Source organism: Micromonospora sp. WMMD1128, from assembly GCF_027497235.1.
Classification (GTDB): Bacteria; Actinomycetota; Actinomycetes; order Mycobacteriales; family Micromonosporaceae; genus Micromonospora.
Genome location: NZ_CP114902.1, coordinates 1565951 through 1588827, shown reverse-complemented (window position 1 = coordinate 1588827; position 22877 = coordinate 1565951). Strand labels below are relative to the sequence as shown.

Annotated in this window: 21 protein-coding genes; 7 read left to right on the top strand and 14 right to left on the bottom strand. The window is 72.5% G+C overall.

All coding sequences use genetic code 11. The features are described from left to right. Positions 1-78: 78 nt before the first annotated feature. Entirely contained in the window at positions 79-936 is an 858-nt protein-coding gene (locus O7602_RS07670; RefSeq protein WP_281590195.1) for a LysR family transcriptional regulator, read from the top strand. A 199-nt stretch (positions 937-1135) separates the two neighbouring features. On the opposite strand, the gene O7602_RS07665 is transcribed toward O7602_RS07670, so the two are convergent. Next, positions 1136-1393, bottom strand: coding sequence for a winged helix-turn-helix domain-containing protein (locus O7602_RS07665; RefSeq protein ID WP_281587515.1), 258 nt, complete (start codon positions 1391-1393; stop codon positions 1136-1138). 211 nt (positions 1394-1604) lie between these two features. Between O7602_RS07665 and O7602_RS07660 the strand changes: the two genes are divergently transcribed. Genes O7602_RS07660 through O7602_RS07650 form a run of 3 tightly spaced genes read left to right on the top strand, consistent with a single transcriptional unit; the run spans position 1605 to position 2352 of the window. Further along, entirely contained in the window at positions 1605-1808 is a 204-nt protein-coding gene (locus O7602_RS07660; RefSeq protein WP_281587514.1) for a hypothetical protein, read from the top strand. Further along, a complete protein-coding gene (locus O7602_RS07655; protein ID WP_281587513.1) occupies positions 1805-2098 on the top strand; it encodes a hypothetical protein in 294 nt (97 codons plus the stop codon). The genes O7602_RS07660 and O7602_RS07655 overlap by 4 nt, the downstream gene beginning before the upstream one ends. Beyond that, complete coding sequence (locus O7602_RS07650) at positions 2095-2352, top strand: hypothetical protein (protein ID WP_281587512.1); 258 nt, start codon at positions 2095-2097, stop codon at positions 2350-2352. The genes O7602_RS07655 and O7602_RS07650 overlap by 4 nt, the downstream gene beginning before the upstream one ends. A gap of 99 nt (positions 2353-2451) precedes the next feature. On the opposite strand, the gene O7602_RS07645 is transcribed toward O7602_RS07650, so the two are convergent. From O7602_RS07645 to O7602_RS07630, 4 genes are all read right to left on the bottom strand, one after another. After that, on the bottom strand, positions 2452-2883 hold the full coding sequence (locus tag O7602_RS07645; protein ID WP_281587511.1) for a hypothetical protein: 432 nt from the start codon (positions 2881-2883) through the stop codon (positions 2452-2454). Positions 2884-2940: 57 nt separating this feature from the next. Further along, complete coding sequence (locus O7602_RS07640; protein WP_281587510.1) at positions 2941-3354, bottom strand: hypothetical protein; 414 nt, start codon at positions 3352-3354, stop codon at positions 2941-2943. Between the two features lie 71 nt (positions 3355-3425). After that, a complete protein-coding gene (locus O7602_RS07635; RefSeq protein ID WP_281587509.1) occupies positions 3426-3638 on the bottom strand; it encodes a hypothetical protein in 213 nt (70 codons plus the stop codon). Between the two features lie 51 nt (positions 3639-3689). Continuing rightward, positions 3690-4283, bottom strand: a complete 594-nt coding sequence (locus O7602_RS07630) for a TetR/AcrR family transcriptional regulator (RefSeq protein WP_281587508.1) — start codon at positions 4281-4283, stop codon at positions 3690-3692. A 163-nt stretch (positions 4284-4446) separates the two neighbouring features. Between O7602_RS07630 and O7602_RS07625 the strand changes: the two genes are divergently transcribed. Then, positions 4447-6000 carry an MFS transporter gene (locus O7602_RS07625; RefSeq protein ID WP_281587507.1) on the top strand — a complete coding sequence of 518 codons (1554 nt, stop codon included), beginning with the start codon at positions 4447-4449 and terminating at the stop codon, positions 5998-6000. Positions 6001-6009: 9 nt separating this feature from the next. Here the strand turns inward: O7602_RS07625 and O7602_RS07620 are convergent, their stop codons facing one another. After that, entirely contained in the window at positions 6010-6696 is a 687-nt protein-coding gene (locus tag O7602_RS07620; protein ID WP_281587506.1) for a Type 1 glutamine amidotransferase-like domain-containing protein, read from the bottom strand. Between the two features lie 126 nt (positions 6697-6822). Beyond that, on the bottom strand, positions 6823-7608 hold the full coding sequence (locus tag O7602_RS07615; RefSeq protein WP_281587505.1) for an SGNH/GDSL hydrolase family protein: 786 nt from the start codon (positions 7606-7608) through the stop codon (positions 6823-6825). 198 nt (positions 7609-7806) lie between these two features. Here O7602_RS07615 and O7602_RS07610 point away from each other — a divergent pair, with 198 nt between their 5' ends. Next, positions 7807-9342, top strand: coding sequence for a M1 family metallopeptidase (locus O7602_RS07610; RefSeq protein WP_281587504.1), 1536 nt, complete (start codon positions 7807-7809; stop codon positions 9340-9342). A gap of 103 nt (positions 9343-9445) precedes the next feature. On the opposite strand, the gene O7602_RS07605 is transcribed toward O7602_RS07610, so the two are convergent. Together O7602_RS07605 and gltB are read right to left on the bottom strand one after the other, a co-directional pair. After that, entirely contained in the window at positions 9446-10948 is a 1503-nt protein-coding gene (locus O7602_RS07605; RefSeq protein ID WP_281587503.1) for a glutamate synthase subunit beta, read from the bottom strand. After that, entirely contained in the window at positions 10941-15599 is a 4659-nt protein-coding gene (gene gltB, locus O7602_RS07600) for a glutamate synthase large subunit (RefSeq protein WP_281587502.1), read from the bottom strand. Before gltB ends, O7602_RS07605 begins: the two co-directional genes overlap by 8 nt. Before the next feature lie 145 nt (positions 15600-15744). Here gltB and O7602_RS07595 point away from each other — a divergent pair, with 145 nt between their 5' ends. After that, positions 15745-16587 carry a GNAT family N-acetyltransferase gene (locus tag O7602_RS07595; RefSeq protein ID WP_281587501.1) on the top strand — a complete coding sequence of 281 codons (843 nt, stop codon included), beginning with the start codon at positions 15745-15747 and terminating at the stop codon, positions 16585-16587. 10 nt (positions 16588-16597) lie between these two features. On the opposite strand, the gene O7602_RS07590 is transcribed toward O7602_RS07595, so the two are convergent. From O7602_RS07590 to trpC, 5 genes are all read right to left on the bottom strand, one after another. Next, the gene (locus O7602_RS07590; protein WP_281587500.1) at positions 16598-17785 is read right to left on the bottom strand and encodes an NAD(P)/FAD-dependent oxidoreductase; all 1188 of its coding nucleotides are present in this window, start codon (positions 17783-17785) and stop codon (positions 16598-16600) included. An 11-nt stretch (positions 17786-17796) separates the two neighbouring features. Continuing rightward, complete coding sequence (gene lgt / locus O7602_RS07585) at positions 17797-19047, bottom strand: prolipoprotein diacylglyceryl transferase (RefSeq protein WP_281587499.1); 1251 nt, start codon at positions 19045-19047, stop codon at positions 17797-17799. Positions 19048-19625: 578 nt separating this feature from the next. Next, the gene (gene trpA / locus O7602_RS07580; protein WP_281587498.1) at positions 19626-20429 is read right to left on the bottom strand and encodes a tryptophan synthase subunit alpha; all 804 of its coding nucleotides are present in this window, start codon (positions 20427-20429) and stop codon (positions 19626-19628) included. Between the two features lie 4 nt (positions 20430-20433). Beyond that, positions 20434-21660 (bottom strand): tryptophan synthase subunit beta, encoded by a 1227-nt coding sequence (gene trpB, locus O7602_RS07575; RefSeq protein WP_281587497.1) that lies wholly within the window; start codon positions 21658-21660, stop codon positions 20434-20436. Between the two features lie 36 nt (positions 21661-21696). Beyond that, a complete protein-coding gene (gene trpC, locus O7602_RS07570; RefSeq protein WP_281590194.1) occupies positions 21697-22500 on the bottom strand; it encodes an indole-3-glycerol phosphate synthase TrpC in 804 nt (267 codons plus the stop codon). Positions 22501-22877: the final 377 nt, after the last annotated feature.

Sequence of the window (22877 nt, the reverse complement as noted above, 5' to 3'; positions counted from 1 at the left end):
CGGGCGCGGTGGCCAAGACCGATCCGGTGGGCTGTGATACCCCGCGGGTATCAGCGCTAGGCTTCCCGGGTGGACGACCTGGAGACGCGCGAGCTGCGCTATTTCGTCGCCGTCGCCGAGGAGCTGCACTTCGGTCGCGCCGCCGCCCGGCTCGGGATCGCCCAGCCGCCGCTCTCCCGCGCGATCGGTCAGCTGGAACGGCGGCTCGGCGTGCGGCTCTTCGACCGGGACCGGCGTGGCGTGGCGCTCACCGACGCCGGCCGGGTGCTGCTGCGCGAGGCCGGGACCGCCCTCGACGCGGTGACGGCCGCCGTGAGTCGTACCCGACGGGCCGGCGACTCCTCGCGCTCGCTGGTGCTGGCGACGAAGGCCGGCGCGTCCCACGAGCTGCTGCGACGCCTTCTCGACGCCGTCGCGGACGAACCCGGCGCCCCACCGGTCGAGGTGATGCTGTGCGAGGTCGGAGAGCAGGCCGGGCTGCTCCGCACGGGCCGCGCCGACGTCGCGATCATGCACCGGCCCGTCGACGACCTCGCCGGGTTCGACACCGAGGACCTCCTCACCGAGGGCCAGGTCGCGATGCTTCCGGCCGGGCATCCGCTCGCCGCCCGCGACCAGCTCACCCTGGCGGAGGTCCAGCACGTGCCGGGCCTGCCGATCGCGCGATGGCCCCGGCTCGACGGGACCTACCCGGAAGGACCAGGCCCGGAGGTACGCACCCAGTCGCAGCTCGCCCAACTCGTGGCGCTCGGCCGGACGTTGCTTGTCATCCCGGCCTCCAGCCGCGCCTGGCAGTGGCCGCAGCACGTTGCCGTGCCCGTCGTCGACGCGCCGGCCATCACCACGGTGCTCGCGTGGCCGGCCGGCAGTCGGTCGCGGGCGGTCGCCGGCATCGTCCGCACGGCAGCCGGGCTCCGCGACTCTGCGCCGATCTAGAAGTTCCCCGCTAGGGCCGCCTCAGAAGACCTCTGGGGCTGAGACAGCTCCCGAAGGGTGGGAAAAAGTCCCGAAAACCGAGACAGCTAGCTTGATCGACTCCGCTTCGCCGAAATGGCCGGGTCGGGCGCGCTCGAATACCGCCACTTCGGCGAAGCGGAGTGGATCAACACGCTTCCAGAGTTCGCTTCCTTCCAGGTCACTGCGAGCCGGCGCGTTCAGCGACGAACACGCCGACGCCGCCAACTCCTTCGAGGAACCCTTCGATCTTCAAGGCGTTGATCGCTTGGCGCACCACGATGGCCGATACGCCGTGCTGACGGCACAGTTCGGACGTCGACGGCAGCTTGTCGCCCGGCGCGAGCGCACCGGACTGGATCTCGGCGCGGATGCCGTCGGCAATCTGCGCCCACTTCGCTTTGGCGGGCATGGACAACTCCCAGGTCTGCCCCGCCATTCGATCATGTGAAACTTTATATAGCAAGGAATGTTCGGCCCGATGCTTGCAAGGCCGGGTACCTGTTATATACGCTCATGCACGGCTGACTCCCAGGTCTGCAAACCCGGAGTTGGTCCGTTCCCACCGCGCGGAGCGCTCGGCCGACCGATCCCCCGGACGGTCGAGCGTGCGTACTTGTCACCCGCACGTCGCACCGACGGGAGGCCCGATGGGCGAGCGCACCGACGACATATCCCCCGGTGAACCCTTCGTCTCGGCGCAGGACATCGAGGACGCTGAGGACATCCTCTTCGCGCACCCGCCACGCCGGGTCGTCCGCTGGGTGTGCGGCTGCGGCGAGGACTATCCCTGTCTGGAGGTGGTCTTCGCTCGCCTGGTCAGGGCCACCGTCACCGGGCCCGACGAGCGGTGAGCACTCGTCCGATCAAGGCGGGAGATCTTCTGCGGCTCGACCGCGCGGCGAGCGTGCAGTTCTGCCGCCCGATCATCGTGCGCGTCATTCGCGAGATCACCGACCGTCAGACGTTCGACGGTTGGGCATGGATCGAGGCGTACGAGTTGGACGGCAGGGGTGATGCGGTCGCCAAGCGAGAGTTGTTCGTGCAGCCGGCCGGGCTGCGTTGGCTCAACGCCCGGGCCGGCGAACGCCCTACCGTCAACCGAAGCGCCTCCATCGCCGCACGGCCGCGGGTGCCGGCATGAGTATCGGCACCCGCCCGCATCTGCCCATCCGCCCGCTCTGGATCTGTCGGCGCTGCGCGCACCCGTGGCCGTGCGCGGAGGCTCGACTCGCCCTGCTGACCGAGTACGCGGGTGACCGCCTCACCCTGTCTGTCTACCTGTACGGGCAGCTTTACGAGGCGGCTCAAGAGCTGCACCGCCTCAACCCCGACGAGGCGCCGAGCCCGCGAGCGCTGTTCGCCCGCTTCGCCGGTTGGGCACCGCGGCTCCCCTGAGGACAGGCTTCGCCGGGAGATCCTTGTGACCTGATCCCAGCACCTCAGCAATGGCGGCGAACTCGGCCAGAGCTGGACCACGTTGAGCTGCTTGTTGGCTCAGGTCCGAAGATCTAGCTCCCGCTTGGCCTGCTCCCACGAGATGGCGCTCGCCTGGCCGGCACGATAGGCGGCCAGGCGGTCAGTCGCGTCTGGCAACTCCCTGAGGTCGTCGAGCATGTCCTGCAACGCCTCGACCATGTCCCGAGCCATCTCGTCGTCCCTACCCGCCTCCACGCTGGCGATCCAGGTCTGGAGCAGTCGCTCGCCATTCGCCGGATCACTCTCGACGATCGGCTCCACCACCGCGAGCAGCCCGCCGATGATCACCTCGATGTCAGCCTGGGTGCGTCCGGCCGGCACGACTGCGGCGACGCGACGACCGCTGCGGGTGAGGTAGACGACGTTGCCGTCAACCGCCCGGTCAACCGCCTCGGCCGGGGCGGGCGAGTGCTCGGGGACCTCGAATTCATAGGCATGAGCAGCGGACATGCCTGACACGCTAGTGCCCGCCCACGTCCCGACGAGGCCGACAACGCCGGATGCGTTTCACCGGACGCCTCGAACCATCCCGTCAGCGATCGACCGGAGCGCACCGGCGTCCACCACTTCCGGATCGACAAGCACATCAACGGCGACCCCGGGCTCGACCAGCCAGAACGCCTCGGCGGCACCGATCAGGCCGGGCCCGTCCGGGTGCGCGAAGTCGGCAAGCTCCCACGCGCCGCCGTCGCGCTCGTGGTAATCGGCGAGGAACGCACGGACCGCGCCGAGATCGGTGAGACGCTCACCCCGGAGCACGTGCACCCGCAGGTCGACCCGGTAGCCGTCCTCGACCTGGCGCTCCCAGACCCGCGTCGCGAAGCTGACGTCCTCCCACTCGCTCGCGAAATCCGACCCCACCTCCCCGATGCCGGGCGGCAGAAATCCGATGTGGAACCCGTCCAACTCGCCACCACTCATTCCCTCACCAGTCCCTTCGGCACAGATCTTGGTACGGGACCGCCCCTTGCGGGGCGTCCGCGTACCAAGGTTCATCTTTGACGGCGCTCGGCGATCGCGGAGTCCACGTCGCGGCGGGCGTAGCCCCGTAACGCCCGTCTCAGGGTGGCCGTCCGGAGGGTGTCGCGGGCGGACGCCCGCGTCGCTTGGCTGTCGGCGGCCAGCGCCTCGTCGGCCCGGGCGAGGAGGCGCTCGACCTGGCGCATGTCGTAGCCGCGCAACGTGACCACGAACGGCAGCGCCATGGTGCCACCGTAGCGACCGCCGGCCGCGCCGCAACCGGTCCGCGCGGCGCGTCAGGCGGGGGCGCCGCCTGACGGCGGCGGCGGGCGCAGGCCGTCGAGCGCGATCGCCAGGACGCGGTCACGCTGCGCCGGATCGGGAAACTGGTACGCGGCGATGCCGCTGATCAGGCGTACCACGTCGTCGAAGTCGGCGTCGGTCCGGGCCGCGCCTGCGGTTTGGGCGCGGCGCAGCAGCGGCTCGCCCGCGGCGTAGATCTCGGTGCGGCAGCTGCGGAACACCTCGGAGTCGTGCACCAGCTCGTCGGCAAGCGCGCGCTTGGCGCCGACGTGGTCGACGAACCGGCGCAGCCAGCGGACCAGGGCGCTCCACGGGTCGAGGTCGGCCAGGTCGGCGGCGGAGGCGCTGAGCGCGCGCACCTCCTCGACGTAGACGGCCTCGAACAGGTCCCGCCGCTGCGGGAAGTTGCGGTAGAGCGTGCCGATGCCGACGCCGGCCCGGCGGGCGATCTGCTCCAGCGACGCGCCCGCGCCGTACTCACCGAACACGTCGCGGGCGGCGGCGATCAGCGCGTCGTAGTTGCGCCGGGCGTCGGCGCGCTTCGGGCGGCGCGCGAAGACCTCGGCCGCCTGATCGGCGCTGGGCATGACGCGGCTCACTCCTTCCGTCTTGCAACCGGAGGCATCCCTCCACTACGTTGGTGGAGGCACCCCTCCGGATAGCGTACTCCGGAGGACCCGGCCCTCCGCGCCGCCACCGCCGCCCCACCGCGCGAGCGGCCACCCTCGTACCGAACGGAAGTTGTTCTACATGATCGACACCTTCCGGCGCGGCTCGCGCCGGATGACGTTCCTCGTCCTCGCGGCCGGCGCCGGCTTCTTCGCGATGCTCCAGTCGCTGATCACGCCGGTGCTGCCCACCATCCAGCACGACCTGCACACCTCGCCGAACACGGTGACCTGGGTGCTGACCGCCTACCTGCTCTCCGCGTCGATCTTCACGCCGATCCTCGGCCGGGTCGGCGACATGGTGGGCAAGGAGCGGATGCTCGTCGTCTCGCTCGCCGCGCTCGCGCTGGGCTGCCTGCTGGCCGCCGTCGCGCCGAACATCGGCGTACTCATCGCCGCCCGGGTGGTCCAAGGCGTGGGCGGCGCCGTCTTCCCGCTGTCGTTCGGCATCATCCGCGACGAGTTCCCCGCCGCGCGGGTCAGCTCGGCGGTCGCGTTGATCTCGGCGGTCGTGGCCGCCGGCGGCGGACTGGGCGTGGTGCTCGCCGGGCCGATCGTCGCCACCCTGGGCTACCGCTGGCTGTTCTGGATCCCGCTGGTCGTGGTCGGCCTCACCGCGGTCGCCGCGCACCGGTTCGTGCCACGCTCACCGGTACGCACACCGGGCCGGATCAACTGGGCCAGCGCCGTCCTGCTCTCCGGCTGGCTGGTGGCGCTGCTGCTGCCGGTCAGCAAGGGCGCCGCCTGGGGCTGGACCTCCGGGCCGGTGACCGGGCTGCTGGCGCTTGCCGCGGTGCTCGTGGCCGGCTGGCTGGCGGTCGAGGCCCGCACCGCGAACCCGCTGATCGACCTGCGGATGATGCGCCTGCCCGCGGTCTGGACCACCAACCTGGTCGCCCTGCTCTACGGCGCCTCCATGTTCGCCGTCTTCGCCTTCCTGCCGCAGTTCACCCAGATCCCGACAAGCGCCGGCTACGGCTTCGGCGCCAGCATCACCCAGGCCGGGCTGCTCATGCTGCCGATGCTCGTCGGCATGTTCACCGCCGGAGTGCTGGCCGGACGGCTGGAGCCCCGGTTCAGCCCCAAGGCGCAACTGAGCACCGGCGCGGTGTTCAACGTGACCGCCGCCGCGATGCTCACCGTCGCGCACGACACCCGCTGGCAGGTCGCCGTGGCCGGTGGCCTGGTCGGGCTCGGCGTGGGGCTGGCCTTCGCCTCGATGGCCAACCTGATCGTGGGCAACGTGCCGGCCGCACAAACCGGCGCGGCGACCGGCATGAACGCCAACATCCGCACCATCGGCGGCGCGATCGGCGCGGCCCTGGCCAGCACCGTGATCACCGCCAACCCGCAGCCGAGCGGGCTGCCCCGGGAGGCCGGTTACACCGCCGGCTTCCTGCTGCTCACCGGCATCTCGCTGGCCGCCGCGCTCGCCGCGCTCGCCGTACCGTCCGGGCGTCGCGCGCGGCCTCGGCGGCATGTCGTGCCGGTGCCGCAGGTCGCACCGGGCGTGCCCGGCGCTCCGGCCGTGCCGGCTGGTTCGGTCGGGGAGTTCGGGCCCCACCCGTCTGCGACTCTGGGTGCCACCGCAATTCGGCGGAGGTCGGTGTCGGTGAGTCTCGGACCACGCGCGTGACGACTCCGGTCAGGGACTGATCAGTCTCCAGTCGCCTTCGGAGATGACCTCAACACCGCCATCGACCACCTTGATGGCGGTGTTGTCGTCGATGGCGTAGGTCGGGACCGGGATTCCGGACGCCCACTTCTGGATGCTGGACAGTTCGGCGTCCTCCATGTCCGGATGGTTGAGGTGCGGGTACAGCGTGAAATCCACCAGCCCCAGCGCCTGGTCGGCGCCCCGCGCCATGTCGCTGCCCTCAGGGACGAATTGGAGGTCGAATTCGGCGTCGCAGTTGTACGGGGTGACCGCGATGCTCCCGGCGCTGACCCCGACGTAAACCGTGTCGGTCAGCGACGGCAGGAGGGCAGCCAGACCCGACTGGCGCAACCAGTAGGTCAGGTACAGCACGTCGCCGCCCCAGACGAGGAGGGCGTCGGCCTCCCGGACCGCCGGGACCCAGTTCTCTTCTCGAATGGTCGGCAGCGCGGTGAGTTCCAACATCCCCAGGGACTTCCAACCCAGTTGGGTCAGCGGGATCGAAGCTTGGCCGTGGATCGCCTTCCACGCTCTCTGGCCCCCGCCGGGGAAGGGATAGACGCCGGTGGGGACGAACAGGGCCGTGGACTCGCCGATCGGCTTGCCCAGCAGGTCGACGAGCGCGTCGGAGATCCTCGGGTTGCAGATCCCCGACGACGTGAGAAGGAACTTCACGAAACCCGCCCCTCCTGAAGCACGGCAGAATCGTACGGCACCCGATCCCATGCCGCGGCCTGGTGAGGTGTTAATAGGGGGCCCCTCCTATGCAGAAAGCGTTAAGCGGGGCCCCCGCCTTACACCTCAGCCGATGGCGGCCGTGAGGGCGGCCAGGTAGCCGTAGCGATAGCCGTTCGCGTTCGGGTGGTACGCCTCGATCACCCCGGTGACGTCGCGGATCCACGGGTCGGCGGCACACACGCCGTGCCCGGTGAAGGACGACCGCGCGTCGACGAAGGTCGCCCCGGCGGCGCCGGCCCGGCCGGCGGTGACCCCGTTCAACACGTCGGCGGCCTGGTTGAGGATGGTCCGCTTGTAGCTGCTCATGGCGAGCAGACCGCACGAACCGGTCTCGAACAGGCGCGGGTAGCCGAGCACTACGAGGCGGGCGTTCGGGGCCCGCTCACGGATCGCGGCGTAGGTGGCGTCGAGCCGGCCGGGCAGCGTCGCGGTGGCGAACGCCTTGGCCCCGTTCACCGCGCTCTCGCAGCTCGACGTGCTGCCGAAGCGGCAGCTGGTCATCACGTCGGCGAAGCCGGCGTCGTTGCCGCCGATCGTGATGGTGACCAGCGTGGTGGCGTAGCTGAGCTGCCCCACCTGGCTGTTGCGCACGTCGGCGGTGACCGCGCCGCCGCAGGCCGGGAAGCGGAAGCTGGTGACCGCGTGCGCCGCGGCCCAGAGCGGGGCGTACGACTTCTGACTGCGCAGGCAGGTGGAGAAGTCGTACGGCCCGGCGCCGACGCCGGAGGAGTAGGAGTCGCCGAGGGCGACGTAGTTGACGGTGGCCGCCCGGGCGACGCCGGGCAGGAGCACGGCGCCGAGGACGGCCGCCAGCACCGCGGCGAGGGTGATGCGGACGCGACGGGACATGACAGGACCTCCACGGGACAGGGGTGGTGGAGCCCGTTGACCGCGCGCGTGGCCGAGGGGTCGTGCTTGTTACTAGTCGGTAATGCTATCGAAATATTTGCAAGATCTGAATAGCTCCGGGCGCCGGTTCGGGGCAGATCCGTTTACATGTGTCGATTAAGTTGGCGGTGCGTACACCCGACGGAGGGAGTCCCACCCGTGCCACGCGCACTCACGGCGGCGATCGCCGCTCTGACCCTCACCACCGCCGTCACCACCGTGACCGGCGCACCCGGCCAGGCCGCCCCGACCGGATGGGGCCGCCCGCACGTCTCGGCGGCCACCCCCGCGCCGGGCAGCCCCGGGCTGGGCGACAGCTACTTCCCCGACTACGGCAACGGCGGCTACGACGTCGACCACTACGACATCCGGCTGCGCTACGAGCCGGCCACCGACCGGCTCAGCGGCACCACCACGATCCTGGCCACCGCCACCCAGGACCTGTCCCGGTTCAACCTCGACTTCGCGCTCGACGTCGAATCGGTACGGGTCAACGGCTGGGTCGCCGGTTTCGCCCGGGCCGGTGACCACGAGTTGGTGATCACCCCGCCCCGGACGCTGAGCAAGGGCCAGCAGCTCACCGTCGTGGTGAAGTACGCCGGCATCCCGTCTCAGACCAAGGTGTACGGCTACACCGGTTGGACCCGCACCGCCGACGGCGCGCTCGCCGTGAACGAACCCGAGTCGGCCTGGTGGTGGTTCCCGAGCAACGACCACCCGAAGGACAAGGCCACCTGGGACATCTCGGTCTCGGTGCCGACCGGCGTCGAGGTGGTCAGCAACGGCGTGCAGCCACGCGACCCGCTGCCCGAGGCCGGCAACCGCACCCGGTGGAGCTGGCGCAGCGTCAAGCCCGGCGCCACCTACCAGGCGTTCCTGGCCATCGGGCAGTACGACATCGTCACCGACACCGCGCCGAACGGGCAGCCGGTGGTGAACGCGTACAGCACCACGCTCGGCGCGCTCGGGCCCGCCGCCCGGGCCAGCATCGAACGCACCGCCGAGGTCGTCGACTGGGAGAGCGGGGTGTTCGGCCCGTACCCGTTCGAGGCGCAGGGCGGCGTGGCCGGCCCGACCGACGGCGTCGGCTTCGCCCTGGAGACGCAGACCCGGCCGGTCTACGGCCCCGGCTTCTGGCGGCGCGGCTCGAACCCGTACGTGGTCGTGCACGAGAACGCCCACCAGTGGTTCGGCGACTCGGTCTCGGTGGCGGCCTGGCGCAACATCTGGCTCAACGAGGGCTTCGCTTCGTACGCCGAGTGGCTCTGGTCGGAGGAGCAGGACGAGGGCACCGCGCAGGAGCTGTTCGACTTCACCTACGACTACTACCCGGCCGACTCGGAGTTCTGGCAGGTGCTCCCCGGTGACCCGGGCGCCGATCGGGTCTTCGACGGAGCGGTGTACGACCGGGGCGCGATGGCGCTGCACCAGATCCGGCTGGCCGTCGGCGATCCGGCGTTCTTCCGGATCCTGCGCACCTGGACGGCCCAGCACCAGTACGGCAACGGCACCATCGAGCAGTTCCAGGCGCTCGCCGAGCGGATCGCCGGCCGGGACCTGGACGCGGTGTTCACCACCTGGCTGTTCACCGCCGGCCGCCCCGAGGTGGCCGCCACCGCCCGCACCTCGGCGGCACCGGCCCGCCCGGCCTCCTGGACGAAGATCCGGGCGGCGCACGACCTGCTCGGCCGCTGACCGGTCCGGCCGGGTCCGCTCCCCCTGCGGGAGAGCGGGCCCGGCCGGCGGTTGTTAAGCGGGGCCCCCGCCTATACCGAAAGCGTTAAGCGGGGGCCCCTCCTTACACCGCGAGGGGTTGGCGCGCCGGGGTGACGGGGGCGGGCAGCTCGCCCACCCCGTTCAGGTAGGTGTGGATCGCCGCGGCGGCGGCCCGCCCCTCGGCGATCGCCCAGACGATCAGCGACGCGCCCCGGTGCATGTCCCCGGCGACGAAGACGCCGTCGGCGGCCTGCCAGTCGGGGCGGGCGTCGATCGCGCCGCGCCCGTTGCGGGCCACCCCGAGCTGGGTCAGCAGCGGCTGCTCCTCGGTGCCCTCGAAGCCGATCGCGAGCAGCACCAGGTCGGCCGGGATCTCCCGTTCCGAGCCGGGCAGCACGGTGACGATCCGCCGGCCGTCGACCTTCGCGACGGTGACCTCGGCGATCCGGACGGCCCGGACCTGCCCGGTGCCGTCGTCGACGAACTCCTGCACCGCCACCGCGAAGACCCGCTCGCCGCCCTCCTCGTGCGCCGGGTAGGAGCGCAGCACCCACGGCCAGGTCGGCCACGGATCCCGGGCGCCGTCCCGCTCCGTCGGCGGCTGCGGGTAGAGGTCGAGCTGGTGTACGCCGGCCGCGCCCTGCCGGTGCGCCACGCCGAGGCAGTCCGCGGCGGTGTCCCCGCCACCGATGATCACCACGTGCTTGCCGGCGGCGTCGATCGGCGTACCGTCCGGCAGCGTGGCCGGGGCCGGCCGCCCGTCGCCGGCAGCCGCCACCACCCGGTTCGCGGCCACCAGGTGCGACATCGCCTGGTGTACGCCGCGCAACGCCCGGCCCGGCGTCTCCGGGGTGTCCCGCCCCTGCAACGCGCCGCAGGTCAACAGCACCGCGTCGTGTTCGGCGCGCAACTGCTCGGCGGTCACGTCCACGCCGACGTTCACCCCGGTGCGGAAGCGCACCCCCTCGGCGGTGAGCTGGGCGACCCGACGGTCGACGTGCTGCTTCTCCAACTTGAAGTCGGGGATGCCGTAGCGGAGCAGGCCGCCGGGGACGTCGTCGCGCTCGTACACGGTGACCGTGTGGCCGGCGCGGGCGAGCTGCTGCGCGGCGGCCAGCCCGGCCGGACCGGAGCCGACCACGGCGACCGAACGGCCGGTCGAGGTCGACGCGGGCCGGGGTCGCAGCCCGTCGCCGGCCACCGCCGCGTCGGCGATCTCCACCTCGACCTGCTTGATGGTGACCGGCTGCTGACCGCCGAGGCCGAGCACGCAGGCCGCCTCGCACGGCGCCGGGCAGAGCCGGCCGGTGAACTCGGGGAAGTTGTTCGTGGCGTGCAGCGACTCCACCGCGGCGTCCCAGTTGCCGGTGCGGACCAGGTCGTTCCAGTCCGGGATGCGGTTGCCGAGCGGGCAGCCGTCGTGGCAGAACGGGATGCCGCAGTCCATGCACCTGGTGGCCTGCTCGCGGATCAACTCCTCGCCGGCCGGCGGGTAGACCTCCCGCCAGTCCATGATCCGCACCGGGACCGGGCGGCGGGCGGGCAGCCGCCTGTCGTAACGCAGGAAACCGTTCGGGTCAGGCACGAGCCACCTCCTGGGCGACCACCCGCGGCGCGGCCGGCGCCGGGGCTGGTGAGAGCGCACTCATCACCGCGTCGTCGACGTCGCGGCCGGCGGCTTCGGCGGCCCGCATGATCTCCATGACCCGGCGGTAGTCCCGGGGCACCACGGCGGTGAACTCCTCCACCGCCTCCGGCCAGCGCTTGAGCAGCGCCTCCGCGACCGTCGAGTCGGTCTCGGCCAGATGCCGCTGGACCAGCTCGTGCAGTCGGTTGCGTTCGGAGTCGCTCAGCGGGGCCAGGTCGACAAGTTCGGCGTTCACCAGTCGCCGGTCGAGCCGGTGCACGAACGCGGTGCCGCCGGACATGCCGGCGGCGAAGTTACGCCCGGTCGGCCCGAGCACCACCACCGTGCCGCCGGTCATGTACTCGCAGCCGTGGTCGCCGAGGCCCTCGACCACGGCCACCGCGCCGGAGTTGCGCACCGCGAAACGCTCCCCGACCCGGCCGCGCAGGAACACCTCGCCACCGGTGGCGCCGTAGAGGATCGTGTTGCCGGCGATGATCTGGTCCTCGGCGCGTCGGCCCGGCTCGGCGTGATGGCCGGCGAACGGCGCGGCGGCGTCCGGCCGGACCACGATCCGTCCGCCGGACAGGCCCTTGCCGACGTAGTCGTTGGCGTCGCCGTGCAGGCGCAGGGTGACCCCGCGCGGCAGGAACGCGCCGAACGACTGCCCGGCGGTGCCGCGCAGCAGGAACTCGACGGTGTCGTCGGGCAGCCCGGCGCCGCCGAACCGGCGGGTCACCTCGCCGCCGAGCATCGCGCCGACGCTGCGGTGCTCGTTGCGCACGTCGACCTCGACCCGGACCGGGGTGCCGTCGCGCAGCGCCGGGCCGGCCAGGTCGATGAGCTGGTTGTCGAGCGCCACGTCGAGGCCGTGGTCCTGGGCGCGCACCCCGCGCCGGGCCGCACCCTCGGGCAGCTCGGGCAGGTGCAGGACGCGACCCAGGTCGAGCCCGTGGCCCTTCCAGTGGTCGATCGCGCCGGCGACGTCGAGCAGCTCGGTGTGCCCGATCGCCTCGTCGATGCTCCGGAAACCCAGCTCGGCCAGGTAGCCCCGGACCTCCTCGGCGAGGAACAGGAAGAAGTTGACCACGAACTCCGGCTTGCCGGTGAACCGTTCCCGCAGCACCGGGTTCTGGGTGGCGATGCCGACCGGGCAGGTGTCCAGGTGGCAGACGCGCATCATCACGCAGCCCTCGACGATCAGCGGGGCGGTGGCGAAGCCGAACTCCTCCGCGCCGAGCAGCGCCGCGACGAGCACGTCCCGGCCGGTCTTGAGCTGGCCGTCGACCTGCACGGTGACCCGGTCACGCAGCTTGTTGAGCAGCAGCGTCTGCTGCGCCTCGGCCAGGCCCAGCTCCCACGGGGTGCCGGCGTGCTTGAGCGAGTTGAGTGGGGACGCGCCGGTGCCGCCGTCGTGCCCGGAGATCAGGATGACGTCGGCCTTGAGCTTGGCCACGCCGGCCGCCACGGTGCCCACGCCCACCTCGCTGACCAGCTTGACGTGCACCCGGGCGGCCGGGTTGACGCACTTCAGGTCGTGCACGAGCTGGGCCAGGTCCTCGATGGAGTAGATGTCGTGGTGCGGCGGCGGGGAGATCAGGCCGACGCCCGGGGTGGCGTGCCGGGTCCGGGCGATCCACGGCCAGACCTTGTTGCCGGGCAGCTGCCCGCCCTCGCCCGGCTTCGCACCCTGCGCCATCTTGATCTGGAGGTCGTCGGCGTTGACCAGGTATTCGCTCGTCACGCCGAACCGGCCGCTGGCGATCTGCTTGACCGCGGAGCGCCGCGCCGGGTCGTGCAGCCGCTCGACGTCCTCGCCGCCCTCGCCGGTGTTGGACTTGCCGCCGAGCCGGTTCATCGCGATGGCGAGGGTCTCGTGCGCCTCGGCCGAGATCGACCCGTACGACATGGCGCCGGTGGCGAAGCGCTTGACGATCTCGGTGGCCGGCTCGACCTCGTCCAGCGGCACCGCCGGGCGTACGCCGGTGCGCAGCGTGAACAGTCCGCGCAGCGAGCCCGCCTTCGCGGCCAGCTCGTCGACCTTCGCGGTGTACTGCCGGAAGACGTCGTACTGGCGGCTGCGGGTGGCGTGCTGGAGCAGGAAGACCGTCTCCGGGTTGAACAGGTGCAGCTCGCCCTCGCGACGCCACTGGTATTCGCCGCCGACCTCCAGCCGGTCGTTCGCCTGCGCGCCCGGCGCCGGCCAGGCCAGCGCGTGCCGGGCGGCTACCTCGGCGTGGACCTCGGCCAGCCCGATGCCGCCGACGGTGCTCGGCGTGCCACGGAAGTAGCGGTCGACCAGGCGGGGGTCCAGGCCGACCGCCTCGAACACCTGGGCGCCGCAGTACGACGACACGGTCGAGATGCCCATCTTGGACATGATCTTCAGGACGCCCTTGCCGAGCGCCTTGACGTAGTTGCGGACCGCCTTGACCCGGTCCACCCCGGCCAGCGCGCCGGTGGAGATCATGTCCTCCACCGACTCGAACGCGAGGTAGGGGTTCACCGCCGCCGCGCCGTACCCGATGAGCACGGCCGCGTGGTGCACCTCCCGGCAGTCGCCGGACTCCACGATCAGCGCCGCCTGCGTGCGGGTCTGCTCGCGTACCAGGTGCTGGTGCACCGCGGCGGTCAGCAGCAGCGACGGGATCGGGGCCAGGTCCGCGTTGGAGTCCCGGTCGGAGAGCACCAGGATGCGTACGCCGTCCTCGATCGCCTCGGAGACATGCCGGCAGATCTCGGTCAGCCGGGCCTTGATGCCGGCCCCGCCGTCCCGGATCGGGTAGAGGCCGGAGACCCGGACCGCCTTGAAGCCGGGCAGGTCGCCGTCCTCGTCCACGGAGAGGATCTTCGCCAGCTCGTCGTTGTCGATCACCGGGTGGGGCAGGACGATCTGACGGCAGCTCGCCGGCCCCGGGTCGAGCAGGTTGCCCTCCGGCCCGATGGTGGACGCCAGGCTGGTCACCAGCTCCTCCCGGATGGCGTCCAGCGGCGGGTTGGTGACCTGGGCGAAGAGCTGGTGGAAGTAGTCGTAGAGCAGCCGCGGCCGGGTGGACAGCGCGGCGATCGGGGTGTCGGTGCCCATCGAGCCGATCGGCTCCGCGCCGCTGCGGGCCATCGGGCCGAGCAGGATCTTCAGCTCCTCCTCGGTGTAGCCGAAGGTCTGCTGCCGGCGGCGCACCGAGTCGTGGGTGTAGACGATGTGCTCGCGCGGCGGCAGGTCGTCCATCTCGATCAGGCCGGCGTGCAGCCACTCCTGGTACGGCTCGGCGGCGGCCAACTCGGTCTTGATCTCGTCGTCGGAGACGATCCGGCCGTTGACGGTGTCGACCAGGAACATCCGCCCCGGCTGGAGCCGCCCCTTGGCCACCACGGTGGCCGGGTCGAGGTCGAGCACGCCCGCCTCGCTGCCCAGCACCACCAGCCCGTCGCTCGTGTGCCACCAGCGGCCCGGGCGCAGACCGTTGCGGTCCAGCACCGCGCCGACGATCTCGCCGTCGGTGAACGCCACCGAGGCCGGGCCGTCCCACGGCTCCATCAGGCTGGCGTGGAAGCGGTAGAACGCGCGCTTGTCGGCGCGCATGTCCGGGTCGTTCTCCCACGCCTCGGGGATCATCATGAGCACCGCGTGCGGCAGGCTCCGCCCGGCCAGGTGCAGCAGCTCCAGAACCTCGTCGAAGTTGGCCGAGTCGGACGCGGCCGGGGTGCAGACCGGGAAGACCCGGCGGATGTTGCCGGACAGGTTCGGGCTCCGGAGCAGCGCCTCCCGGGCCTGCATCCAGTTGCGGTTGCCCCGGATCGTGTTGATCTCGCCGTTGTGGGCGATGAACCGGTACGGGTGCGCCAGCGGCCACGACGGGAACGTGTTGGTGGAGAAGCGGGAGTGCACGAGCGCGATCGCGCTGTCCACCCGCTCGTCGGTCAGTTCCGGGTAGAACGCCGGCAACTGGTCCGGGGTGAGCATGCCCTTGAAGACCATGGTCCGGCCGGACAGCGACGGGAAGTAGGCCGGCTGGCCGCGCTCGGCGGTCTCCCGCTCGACCTGCTTGCGCAGGCAGAACGCCACCCGGTCCAGGTCGAGCCCGGTCAGCGGGGAGCCGGCCGGTCCGGCCGGCGAGTCGGTCAGCCGGCGCGCGGCCACGAAGAGCTGCCGGATCCGGGGCATCGCCGCGAGCGCGGTCTCCCCCAGGCCGGACGGGTCGGTCGGCACCTCCCGCCAGCCGAGCACCTCGGCGCCCTCGACGAGCGCGTACTTGTCGACGACCTGGCGGGCCCGGGCCTCGGCCGCGTCGTCGTCGGCCAGGAAGACCAGGCCGGTGGCGTACTGGCCGGGCGGGGGGAGCGGGAAGTCGACGGTCGCCCGCAGGAACGCGTCCGGCACCTGGATCATGATCCCGGCGCCGTCACCGGTGTTGTGCTCCGCGCCCCGGGCGCCCCGGTGGTCCAGCCGGCACAGCGCCCCGAGACCGTTCGCGACGACCTGGTGCGAACGGCGCCCGTGCAGGTCGGCCACGAAGGCCACCCCGCAGGCGTCGTGCTCGTACGCGGGGTCGTAGAGCCCGGCCGGCTGCGGGGCCGGCTGCGGGCTGTGAGGGTACGGAAAGGCCACCGGGCCTCCTGTCGTCACTCAGATTTGATCATGGTGGGGACGACGTCGGCCCGCTGGGGTTTATTGAGTCTACGTTAGGGCTTCCCACGCAAGGCCAGTTCAGATTGATCACACTTCCAGATGCTGGGACGTGTAGTCTCGCGCGGTGGATGTCCTACGAGCTGACGTGCTCGACCGGGTGGAGCGGTTCTACGACGCGGTGCCCCGCGACGGCGCCCGGGCGGAGGAGTTCGACGCCCTGGTGCTGTTCGTCCGGGACGGCGCCGGATGGCCGTTCTACGCCCGCCCCCGCCTCGACGCCACCGCGCCACCCACGCTGGCCGAGGTTACCGCGGTCCGGTCCCGGCAGCGGGAGCTGGGCCTGCCGGAGACGTTCGAGTGGGTGCACGAGCACCAGCCGGGCCTGCTGGCGGTGGCCCGCTCGGCGGGCCTGACCGTGCTGGAGGCGCCACTCATGCGGCTCGAACCGGAGCGGCTGCCCGACCCGGCGACGCTCAGCGACGTACCGGTGCGGGTGCTGGACCCCGGCGACCCCGGCTTCGCGGCGGACATCGCGCTGCGCCGGGCCGTCGCCGCGATCGGCTTCGCCCACGGCGGCACCGCCCGGGGCGAGGCCGGGCCGGCCGAACGGGACGCCGCGCTGGCCCGGCTGGACGTCGACGCGCTGGAGGAGGAGGCGACCCGGGTGGCCGACGGCCGGCGCGTCTCGGTGCTCGCCGGCACCCCACTGGACGGGGCGCTCGCGAGCGGCATGGCCATGCGGGTCGGCGACGTGGCGGAGATCGCCGGAGTGGCCACCCTGCCGTCCGCCCGGCGGCGCGGCCTGGGCGCCGCGGTGACCGCCACGCTGGCCCGGGAACTACGCGCCGCCGGCACCGACCTGATCTTCCTGAGCGCGGGCAGCGAGGAGATCGCCCGGGTCTACCTGCGGGTCGGCTTCCGCCGGGTCGGCACGGCCTGCATCGCCGAGCCGGCCGCGGTCATCTGAGCACCCCCGGTCAGGACGGCGGCTGCCAGGCGTCGGCCGCCGCGGCGGCGGTGTTGCGCATCCGGGGGCTGATCGTGCCCAGGGCGGCGTCCCGGGCGCGCAGCGCCAGCCGCCCCCGGGTCTGGAGCACCGCCGACATCCGGCGGGTCTGCCGGACCATGGTGGCCGCGCGGGGCCGACGCAACCGGTCGTACGCGGTCACCGCATCCGGCAGCCGCGCCTCGCGGAGCAGCCCGGCGAGCGTGGCCGCGTCCTCGAACGCGAGGCAGGCGCCCTGCCCGAGGTGCGGCGGCATGGCGTGCGCGGCGTCGCCGAGCAGCACCACACCGCCCGGGCCGGCCGGAAAGCCGTACGCCCGGGGCAGCGGACGCAGCTCCCGCACCTCCTGCTGCACCACGTCGGCCGGGTCAGTCGCCTCCAGCAGGGTGGCGATCGGCGCGGGCCAGCCCGCGAACCACCGCTTGAGCAGGGCGAGCTGGATCTCCGGCGGCTCGGGGCGGGGCGCGCCCGCGGCGGTGGCCACCCAGTAGATGCCGCCCCGACGGGAGGCGCCGGCACCGCCGCGCTCGCCGAGCGAGGCGGCCACGAACCGGTAGCCGGCACCGAGCGTCTCGCCGTGCACCGGCTGGTCGTCGGGCAGTTGTGGGGCTTGGTACCAGGGGATGACCGCCCGCCAGGCGGCGCAACCGGAGCTCACCACGGCGGTCTCCGGGGCGAGCTGCCGCCGGATCTCGCTGTCCGTGCCGTCGGCGGCCACCACCAGGTCGGCCTCGAAGGTGTGCCGGCCGTCACCCACCGCGGGTCGCTCGCCGGCCACCGCGCGTACGCTCCGCACGCTCACCCCGGTGCGCAGCTCCACCCGCTCGCCCAGCCCGGCGATGAGCGCGTCGTGCAGATCCTCCCGGTGCACCACCACCGGCATTCGATCGGCCGAGGTCGGCCGGGGTTGCACCAGCCACTGCCCGTCCGGGCGGCGGATCCCCCCGTCGGGCAGCGGGGTGGCGATCGCGTCCAGCCCGTCGCCGAGGCCGAGGGCGCGCAGCGCGCGTACCCCGTTCGGCCAGAGCACCACGGCGGTCGCCTCGGGCCGAACGCGGTCGGCGCGTTCCAGCAGCGTGACCCGCCACCCGGAGCGGGCCAGCACGCCGGCCGTCGCCATCCCACCGAGTCCGGCGCCGACCACCACCGCGCTGCGCATGACGCCCCCGCTCAGCTGTCCCGGTCCACCGGGCGCCCGCCGGCGTCGGCCCGCTCGGCGTCGGCCCGCTCGACGTCGGCCCGCTCGACGTCGGCCCGCTCGACGTCGGCCCGCTCGACCTCGGCGCGCTCGGCGTCGGCGCGCTCGGCGTCGGTCACCGTGGTGCGGTCGGTCGCGCCGCCGGCTCCGTCGTCAGGGGTCGCGGCGTCGCCGGCTGTGGGGCCGCCGGTCGCCGCCGGGTCCGCCGGGGGCAGTTCGCCGTTCTCCCGGTACGCCCGGAACTGCTCCTCGGTCACCACCCGGTAACCCTCGGGCGCCACCGTCGCCGCCGCGCCCTCCCGGGCGGAGAGGTCGACCTGGGACACATCGCCGTCCGGCGTCACCGACGCGGTCGGCTCGCCCACCGGGACGAGGTATTCGCGCGGGCCGCGGGTCCGGAGGAAGTAGGCGAGCGCGCCGAGGAAGACGAGCGCCGCGGTCCAGACGTTGAGCCGGACGCCGAGGATGTGGTTGGCCTCGTCGGTACGCATCAGCTCGATCCAGAACCGGCCCGCCGTGTAGCCCATCACGTAGAGCGCGAACGCCCGGCCCCGGCCGAGCCGCAGCTTACGGTCGAGGACCAGCACAAACGCGGCGACACCCACGTTCCAGAGCAACTCGTAGAGGAACGTCGGGTGGTAGAGCCCCGGTTGCAGAACCGGGCTGCCGGCGTCGTCGCGCAGCGCGTGCCCGGGATTGTCCGGGTCCATCACGTGCACCTCGAGACCCCAGGGCAGGCTGGTCCGACCGCCGTACAACTCGTTGTTGAACCAGTTGCCGAGCCGGCCCACGGCCTGTGCCAGCGGCATTCCCGGTGCCAGCGCGTCGGCCACCACGGTGAGCGGGATGCCGAGCTGTCGGGCGGCGAGCCAGGCGCCGACCGCGCCGCCGGCCACCGCGCCCCAGATACCGAGACCGCCCTCCCAGATGGCGAACGCCTTGAGCGGCTGACCGTCAGCACCGAAGTATTTCTCCGGCGAGGTGATCACATGGTAGATCCGGGCGCCGATGATGCCGGCCGGCACCGCCCAGACGGCGATGTCGAGCACTGCGCCCGGCGCGACGCCACGACGGCGCAACCGGTACTCGGTGACCACGCAGGCCACCACGATGCCGAGAATGATGCAGAGCGCGTACGCCCGGATCGGAACCGGACCGAGCTGCCAGACGGCGGTGCTGGGGCTGGGCATGGCCGCCAGTGGAGTCATCGGGGCGAGGGTCACGGTTGCACACGGTACCGGTGCGGACCGTGTGCGCGGCACCCCGGTCCGCTCCGCCGGTGGGCTGCACTGGTCCGCTCGGCAGGTCCGCTCCGTTGGTCCGGACGGCCGGTTCGCACGGCCGGTGGGCTGGGCCGGTGGGCTCGGCCTCGGTGGGCTTCGCCGGGTGCGTCCCGCCGATCCAGTCGCCGGCACCCCGGGCCTCCCACCAGTGCCCTCCATTGCCTACAAACTTGATGACGCAGATGACTCAGCCAAGCCGGGGTGGTTCGCCACCACCTGAGTCATTTACGCCATCAAGTTTGTAGGCGGGAAACCAGCATCCGGCCGGGTCGGCATGGAGGCACGCAGAGACGCGGGGCGGACCGACGCGGGGCGGACCGACACACAGGCACGCACAAGCGGAGGACCGGCGCGGAGGGGCACGCCCAGGTGCGGAAGGTACGAAAGGTGCGACAGGCGCGGAGGCACGCAGGTGCGGAAGGCACGCACAGGCGCGGAGGCACGCAGGTGCGGAAGGAGCGCCAGACGCGGAGGCACGCACGGGGCGCGGAAGGCCCGCGCCGGCACCGACGACGAGGTCAGCGAGCGGGGTTGCGGACGCCCTCGGCGAGTTCGGCGCTGAGCTTGCGCAGGGCGGTCAGTCCGGCGGCCTGGTCCGGCGCGTCGAGCACGCACCGGACCAGCGCGCTACCCACGATCACCGCGTCGGCGTAGCCGGCTACGGTGGCGGCCTGCGCGCCGGTGCCCACGCCCAGCCCGACCCCGACCGGCAGGTCGGTGACCTCGCGCAGCCGGGAGACCAGGACCGGCGCCGCCTCGGAGGTCTGCGCGCGGGCGCCGGTGACGCCCATGAGCGCGGTGGCGTAGACGAAGCCGCGGCAGTGCTCGACGGTCATCCGCAGCCGCGCGTCGGTGGAGGACGGCGACACCAGGAACGTCCGGTCGAGGCCGTGCGCGTCGGAGGCGGCGAGCCACTCGGCGGCCTCGTCGGGGATCAGGTCCGGCGTGATGAGTCCGGTGCCACCGGCTGCGGCCATGTCCCGGGCGAACACGTCGACGCCGTACTGCTCGATCGGGTTCCAGTAGGTCATCGTGACCACCTGGGCCCCGGTGGCGGCGACCGCCTCGACCACGCGCAGCGCGTCGGCGGTGCGTACGCCGCCGGCGAGCGCGATGTCGCTTGCCTTCTGGATGACCGGGCCGTCCATCACCGGATCGGAGTAGGGGATCTCCACCTCGATGACGTCGACGCCCGCCTCGACCATCGCGGTCATGGCGGCGATGCTGCCCTCGACGGTCGGGAAGCCGGCCGGCATGCAGCCGACAAGCACGGCCCGCCCGTCGGCGCGGGCCTTGTCGAAGGCGACCCCGATGCGGCTCACGCTGTCACTCCTTGTCGAGGATGCCGAAGTATGCCCCGGCGGTGTGCACGTCCTTGTCGCCCCGGCCGGAGAGGTTGACCACGATCACCGGCTCGCGGCCCAGCTCGGCGGCGAGCTCCGGGGCGATCCGGCGGGCGCCGGCGAGCGCGTGCGCGCTCTCGATCGCCGGGATCACGCCCTCGGTGCGGCAGAGCAGCTCGAACGCGGCCATCGCCTCGGCGTCGTCGACCGGCAGGTAGGTGGCCCGGCCGGCGTCGTGCAGCCAGGCGTGCTCCGGCCCGACGCCCGGGTAGTCCAGGCCGGCCGAGATCGAGTGCGACTCGATGGTCTGCCCGTCGGAGTTCTGCAGGACGTACGTGCGGGTGCCGTGCAGCACACCCGACGAGCCGCCGGTGATGCTGGCGGCGTGCCGGCCGGTGGTCACGCCCTCGCCGCCGGCCTCGAAGCCGTAGAGCCGCACCCCGGCGTCGGGGATGAAGGCGTGGAAGATGCCGAGCGCGTTGGAGCCGCCGCCGACGCAGGCCGCGACCGCGTCCGGCAGCGCGCCGGTCAGGTCCAGGCACTGCTGGCGGGCCTCCACCCCGATGCCGCGGACGAAGTCCCGGACCATTTCGGGGAACGGGTGCGGACCGGCGGCGGTGCCGATCAGGTAGTGGGTGTCGTCGACGTTGGCGACCCAGTCGCGCATCGCCTCGTTCATCGCGTCCTTCAGCGTGCGCGAGCCGGCGGTGACCGGGACGACGGTGGCGCCGAGCATCCGCATCCGGGCGACGTTGAGCGCCTGCCGCTCGGTGTCCACCTCACCCATGTAGACCACGCACTCGAGGTCGAACAGGGCGGCGGCGGTCGCGGTCGCCACGCCGTGCTGGCCGGCGCCGGTCTCCGCGATCACCCGCCGCTTGCCCATCCGCCGGGTGAGCAGCGCCTGACCGAGCACGTTGCGGACCTTGTGGGCGCCGGTGTGGTTGAGGTCCTCCCGCTTGAGCAGGATCCGCGCCCCGAGCTGCGCGGAGAGCCGCCGGGCCTCGTACAGCTCGGAGGGGGTGCCGGCGTAGTCGCGCAGCAGGGCGTCGAACTCGGCCAGGAACTCCTCGTCGCCCATCGCCTTCCGGTAGGCCGCGTCCAGCTCGTCGAGCGCGGCGACGAGCGCCTCGGGGACGAACCGGCCGCCGAACCGGCCGAAGTGGCCGGCGGCGTCGGGAAGCTGGCCGGCTGCGTCTGCGGCGCTCATCGCGGGCGTCCTCTCGGTCGGGGTAACCCGGCGCGGTCAGCGCACCGGACGGGGCGTGGCCGGGTGGTTGCCGGCGTTCACCAGCTCCGCGACGGCCTCGCGGGGGCTCTTCTGGGTGACCAGGCCCTCGCCCACCAAGACGGCGTCGGCGCCGGCCGAGGCGTACCGGATCAGGTCGTGCGGCCCGCGCACGCCCGACTCGGCGATCTTGACGACGCTGCTCGGCAGGCCGGGTGCGATCCGCTCGAACACCGAGCGGTCGACCTCAAGGGTACGCAGATCACGGGCGTTGACGCCGATCACCTGCGCGCCGGCCTCCATGGCCCGGTCCGCCTCCTCCTCGGTGTGCACCTCGACGAGCGCGCACATGCCCAGCGACTCGATCCGCTCCAGCAGCCCGACGAGCGCGTTCTGCTCCAGCGCGGCGACGATCAGCAGCACCAGGTCGGCGCCGTGCGCGCGGGCCTCGTGCACCTGGTAGCTGGAGACCACGAAGTCCTTGCGCAGCACCGGCACGTTCACCGCCGCGCGGACCGCGGCCAGGTCGTCGAGCGACCCGCCGAACCAACGGCCCTCGGTCAGCACGCTGATCGCCCGCGCGCCGCCGGCCGCATAGTCGCCGGCCAGGTCCGCCGGGTCGGCGATCTCGGCCAGCCGGCCCTTGGACGGCGACGAGCGCTTCACCTCGGCGATCACCGCGACGCCGGGTCGGCGCAGCGCCGCGTACGCGTCGAGTGGTGGCGGTGCGGCGGCGGCCAGCTCGCGGATCCGCTCCAGCGGGATCTGCTCCTGTCGCCGGGCCACGTCCTCGCGCACGCCGGCCAGGATCTCGTCGAGCACGCCTGCGGACGGCGCCGCTCCGGCGTCGTCCCCCTCCGCGTGCGCATGCTCAGCAGTCACCAACGGACTCCCCTCTCCGGGTGTCATGGGCCGATGCTAGGGGGCGCCACCTGGCGACACATGCCGGGGGGTATGGCGCACCTCACCAGATGGGCTGTGTCATGATGGCCGACTTGTGGTGAACACGGTGTCACGCAGCGCCACCATACGCATCGACCACCGCACATGCCCTATCTCACCATGGCCGGCTCCGGACCGCATGGCGGCGTCCGCCCCGCTGTGACCAAGGTCAAGGACTTCCGCCTCTGCCCAGGTCGCTCCCCCCGTCGGACCGTTGACCTGTGCTTCACGGCGACGAAACGTGAGCCCGGCAGCAT

Bases quoted from the DNA above. Each gene is read 5' to 3' on its own strand.
- O7602_RS07660 (WP_281587514.1), top strand. From the start codon at position 1,605: ATGGGCGAGCGCACCGACGACATATCCCCCGGTGAACCCTTCGTCTCG.
- trpB (WP_281587497.1), bottom strand. From the start codon at position 21,660: ATGAGCGCCGCAGACGCAGCCGGCCAGCTTCCCGACGCCGCCGGCCAC.
- O7602_RS07640 (WP_281587510.1), bottom strand. From the start codon at position 3,354: ATGAGTGGTGGCGAGTTGGACGGGTTCCACATCGGATTTCTGCCGCCC.
- O7602_RS07650 (WP_281587512.1), top strand. From the start codon at position 2,095: ATGAGTATCGGCACCCGCCCGCATCTGCCCATCCGCCCGCTCTGGATC.
- O7602_RS07635 (WP_281587509.1), bottom strand. From the start codon at position 3,638: ATGGCGCTGCCGTTCGTGGTCACGTTGCGCGGCTACGACATGCGCCAG.
- O7602_RS07590 (WP_281587500.1), bottom strand. From the start codon at position 17,785: ATGCGCAGCGCGGTGGTGGTCGGCGCCGGACTCGGTGGGATGGCGACG.
- O7602_RS07625 (WP_281587507.1), top strand. From the start codon at position 4,447: ATGATCGACACCTTCCGGCGCGGCTCGCGCCGGATGACGTTCCTCGTC.
- O7602_RS07645 (WP_281587511.1), bottom strand. From the start codon at position 2,883: ATGTCCGCTGCTCATGCCTATGAATTCGAGGTCCCCGAGCACTCGCCC.
- O7602_RS07615 (WP_281587505.1), bottom strand. From the start codon at position 7,608: ATGTCCCGTCGCGTCCGCATCACCCTCGCCGCGGTGCTGGCGGCCGTC.
- O7602_RS07665 (WP_281587515.1), bottom strand. From the start codon at position 1,393: ATGGCGGGGCAGACCTGGGAGTTGTCCATGCCCGCCAAAGCGAAGTGG.
- O7602_RS07630 (WP_281587508.1), bottom strand. From the start codon at position 4,283: ATGCCCAGCGCCGATCAGGCGGCCGAGGTCTTCGCGCGCCGCCCGAAG.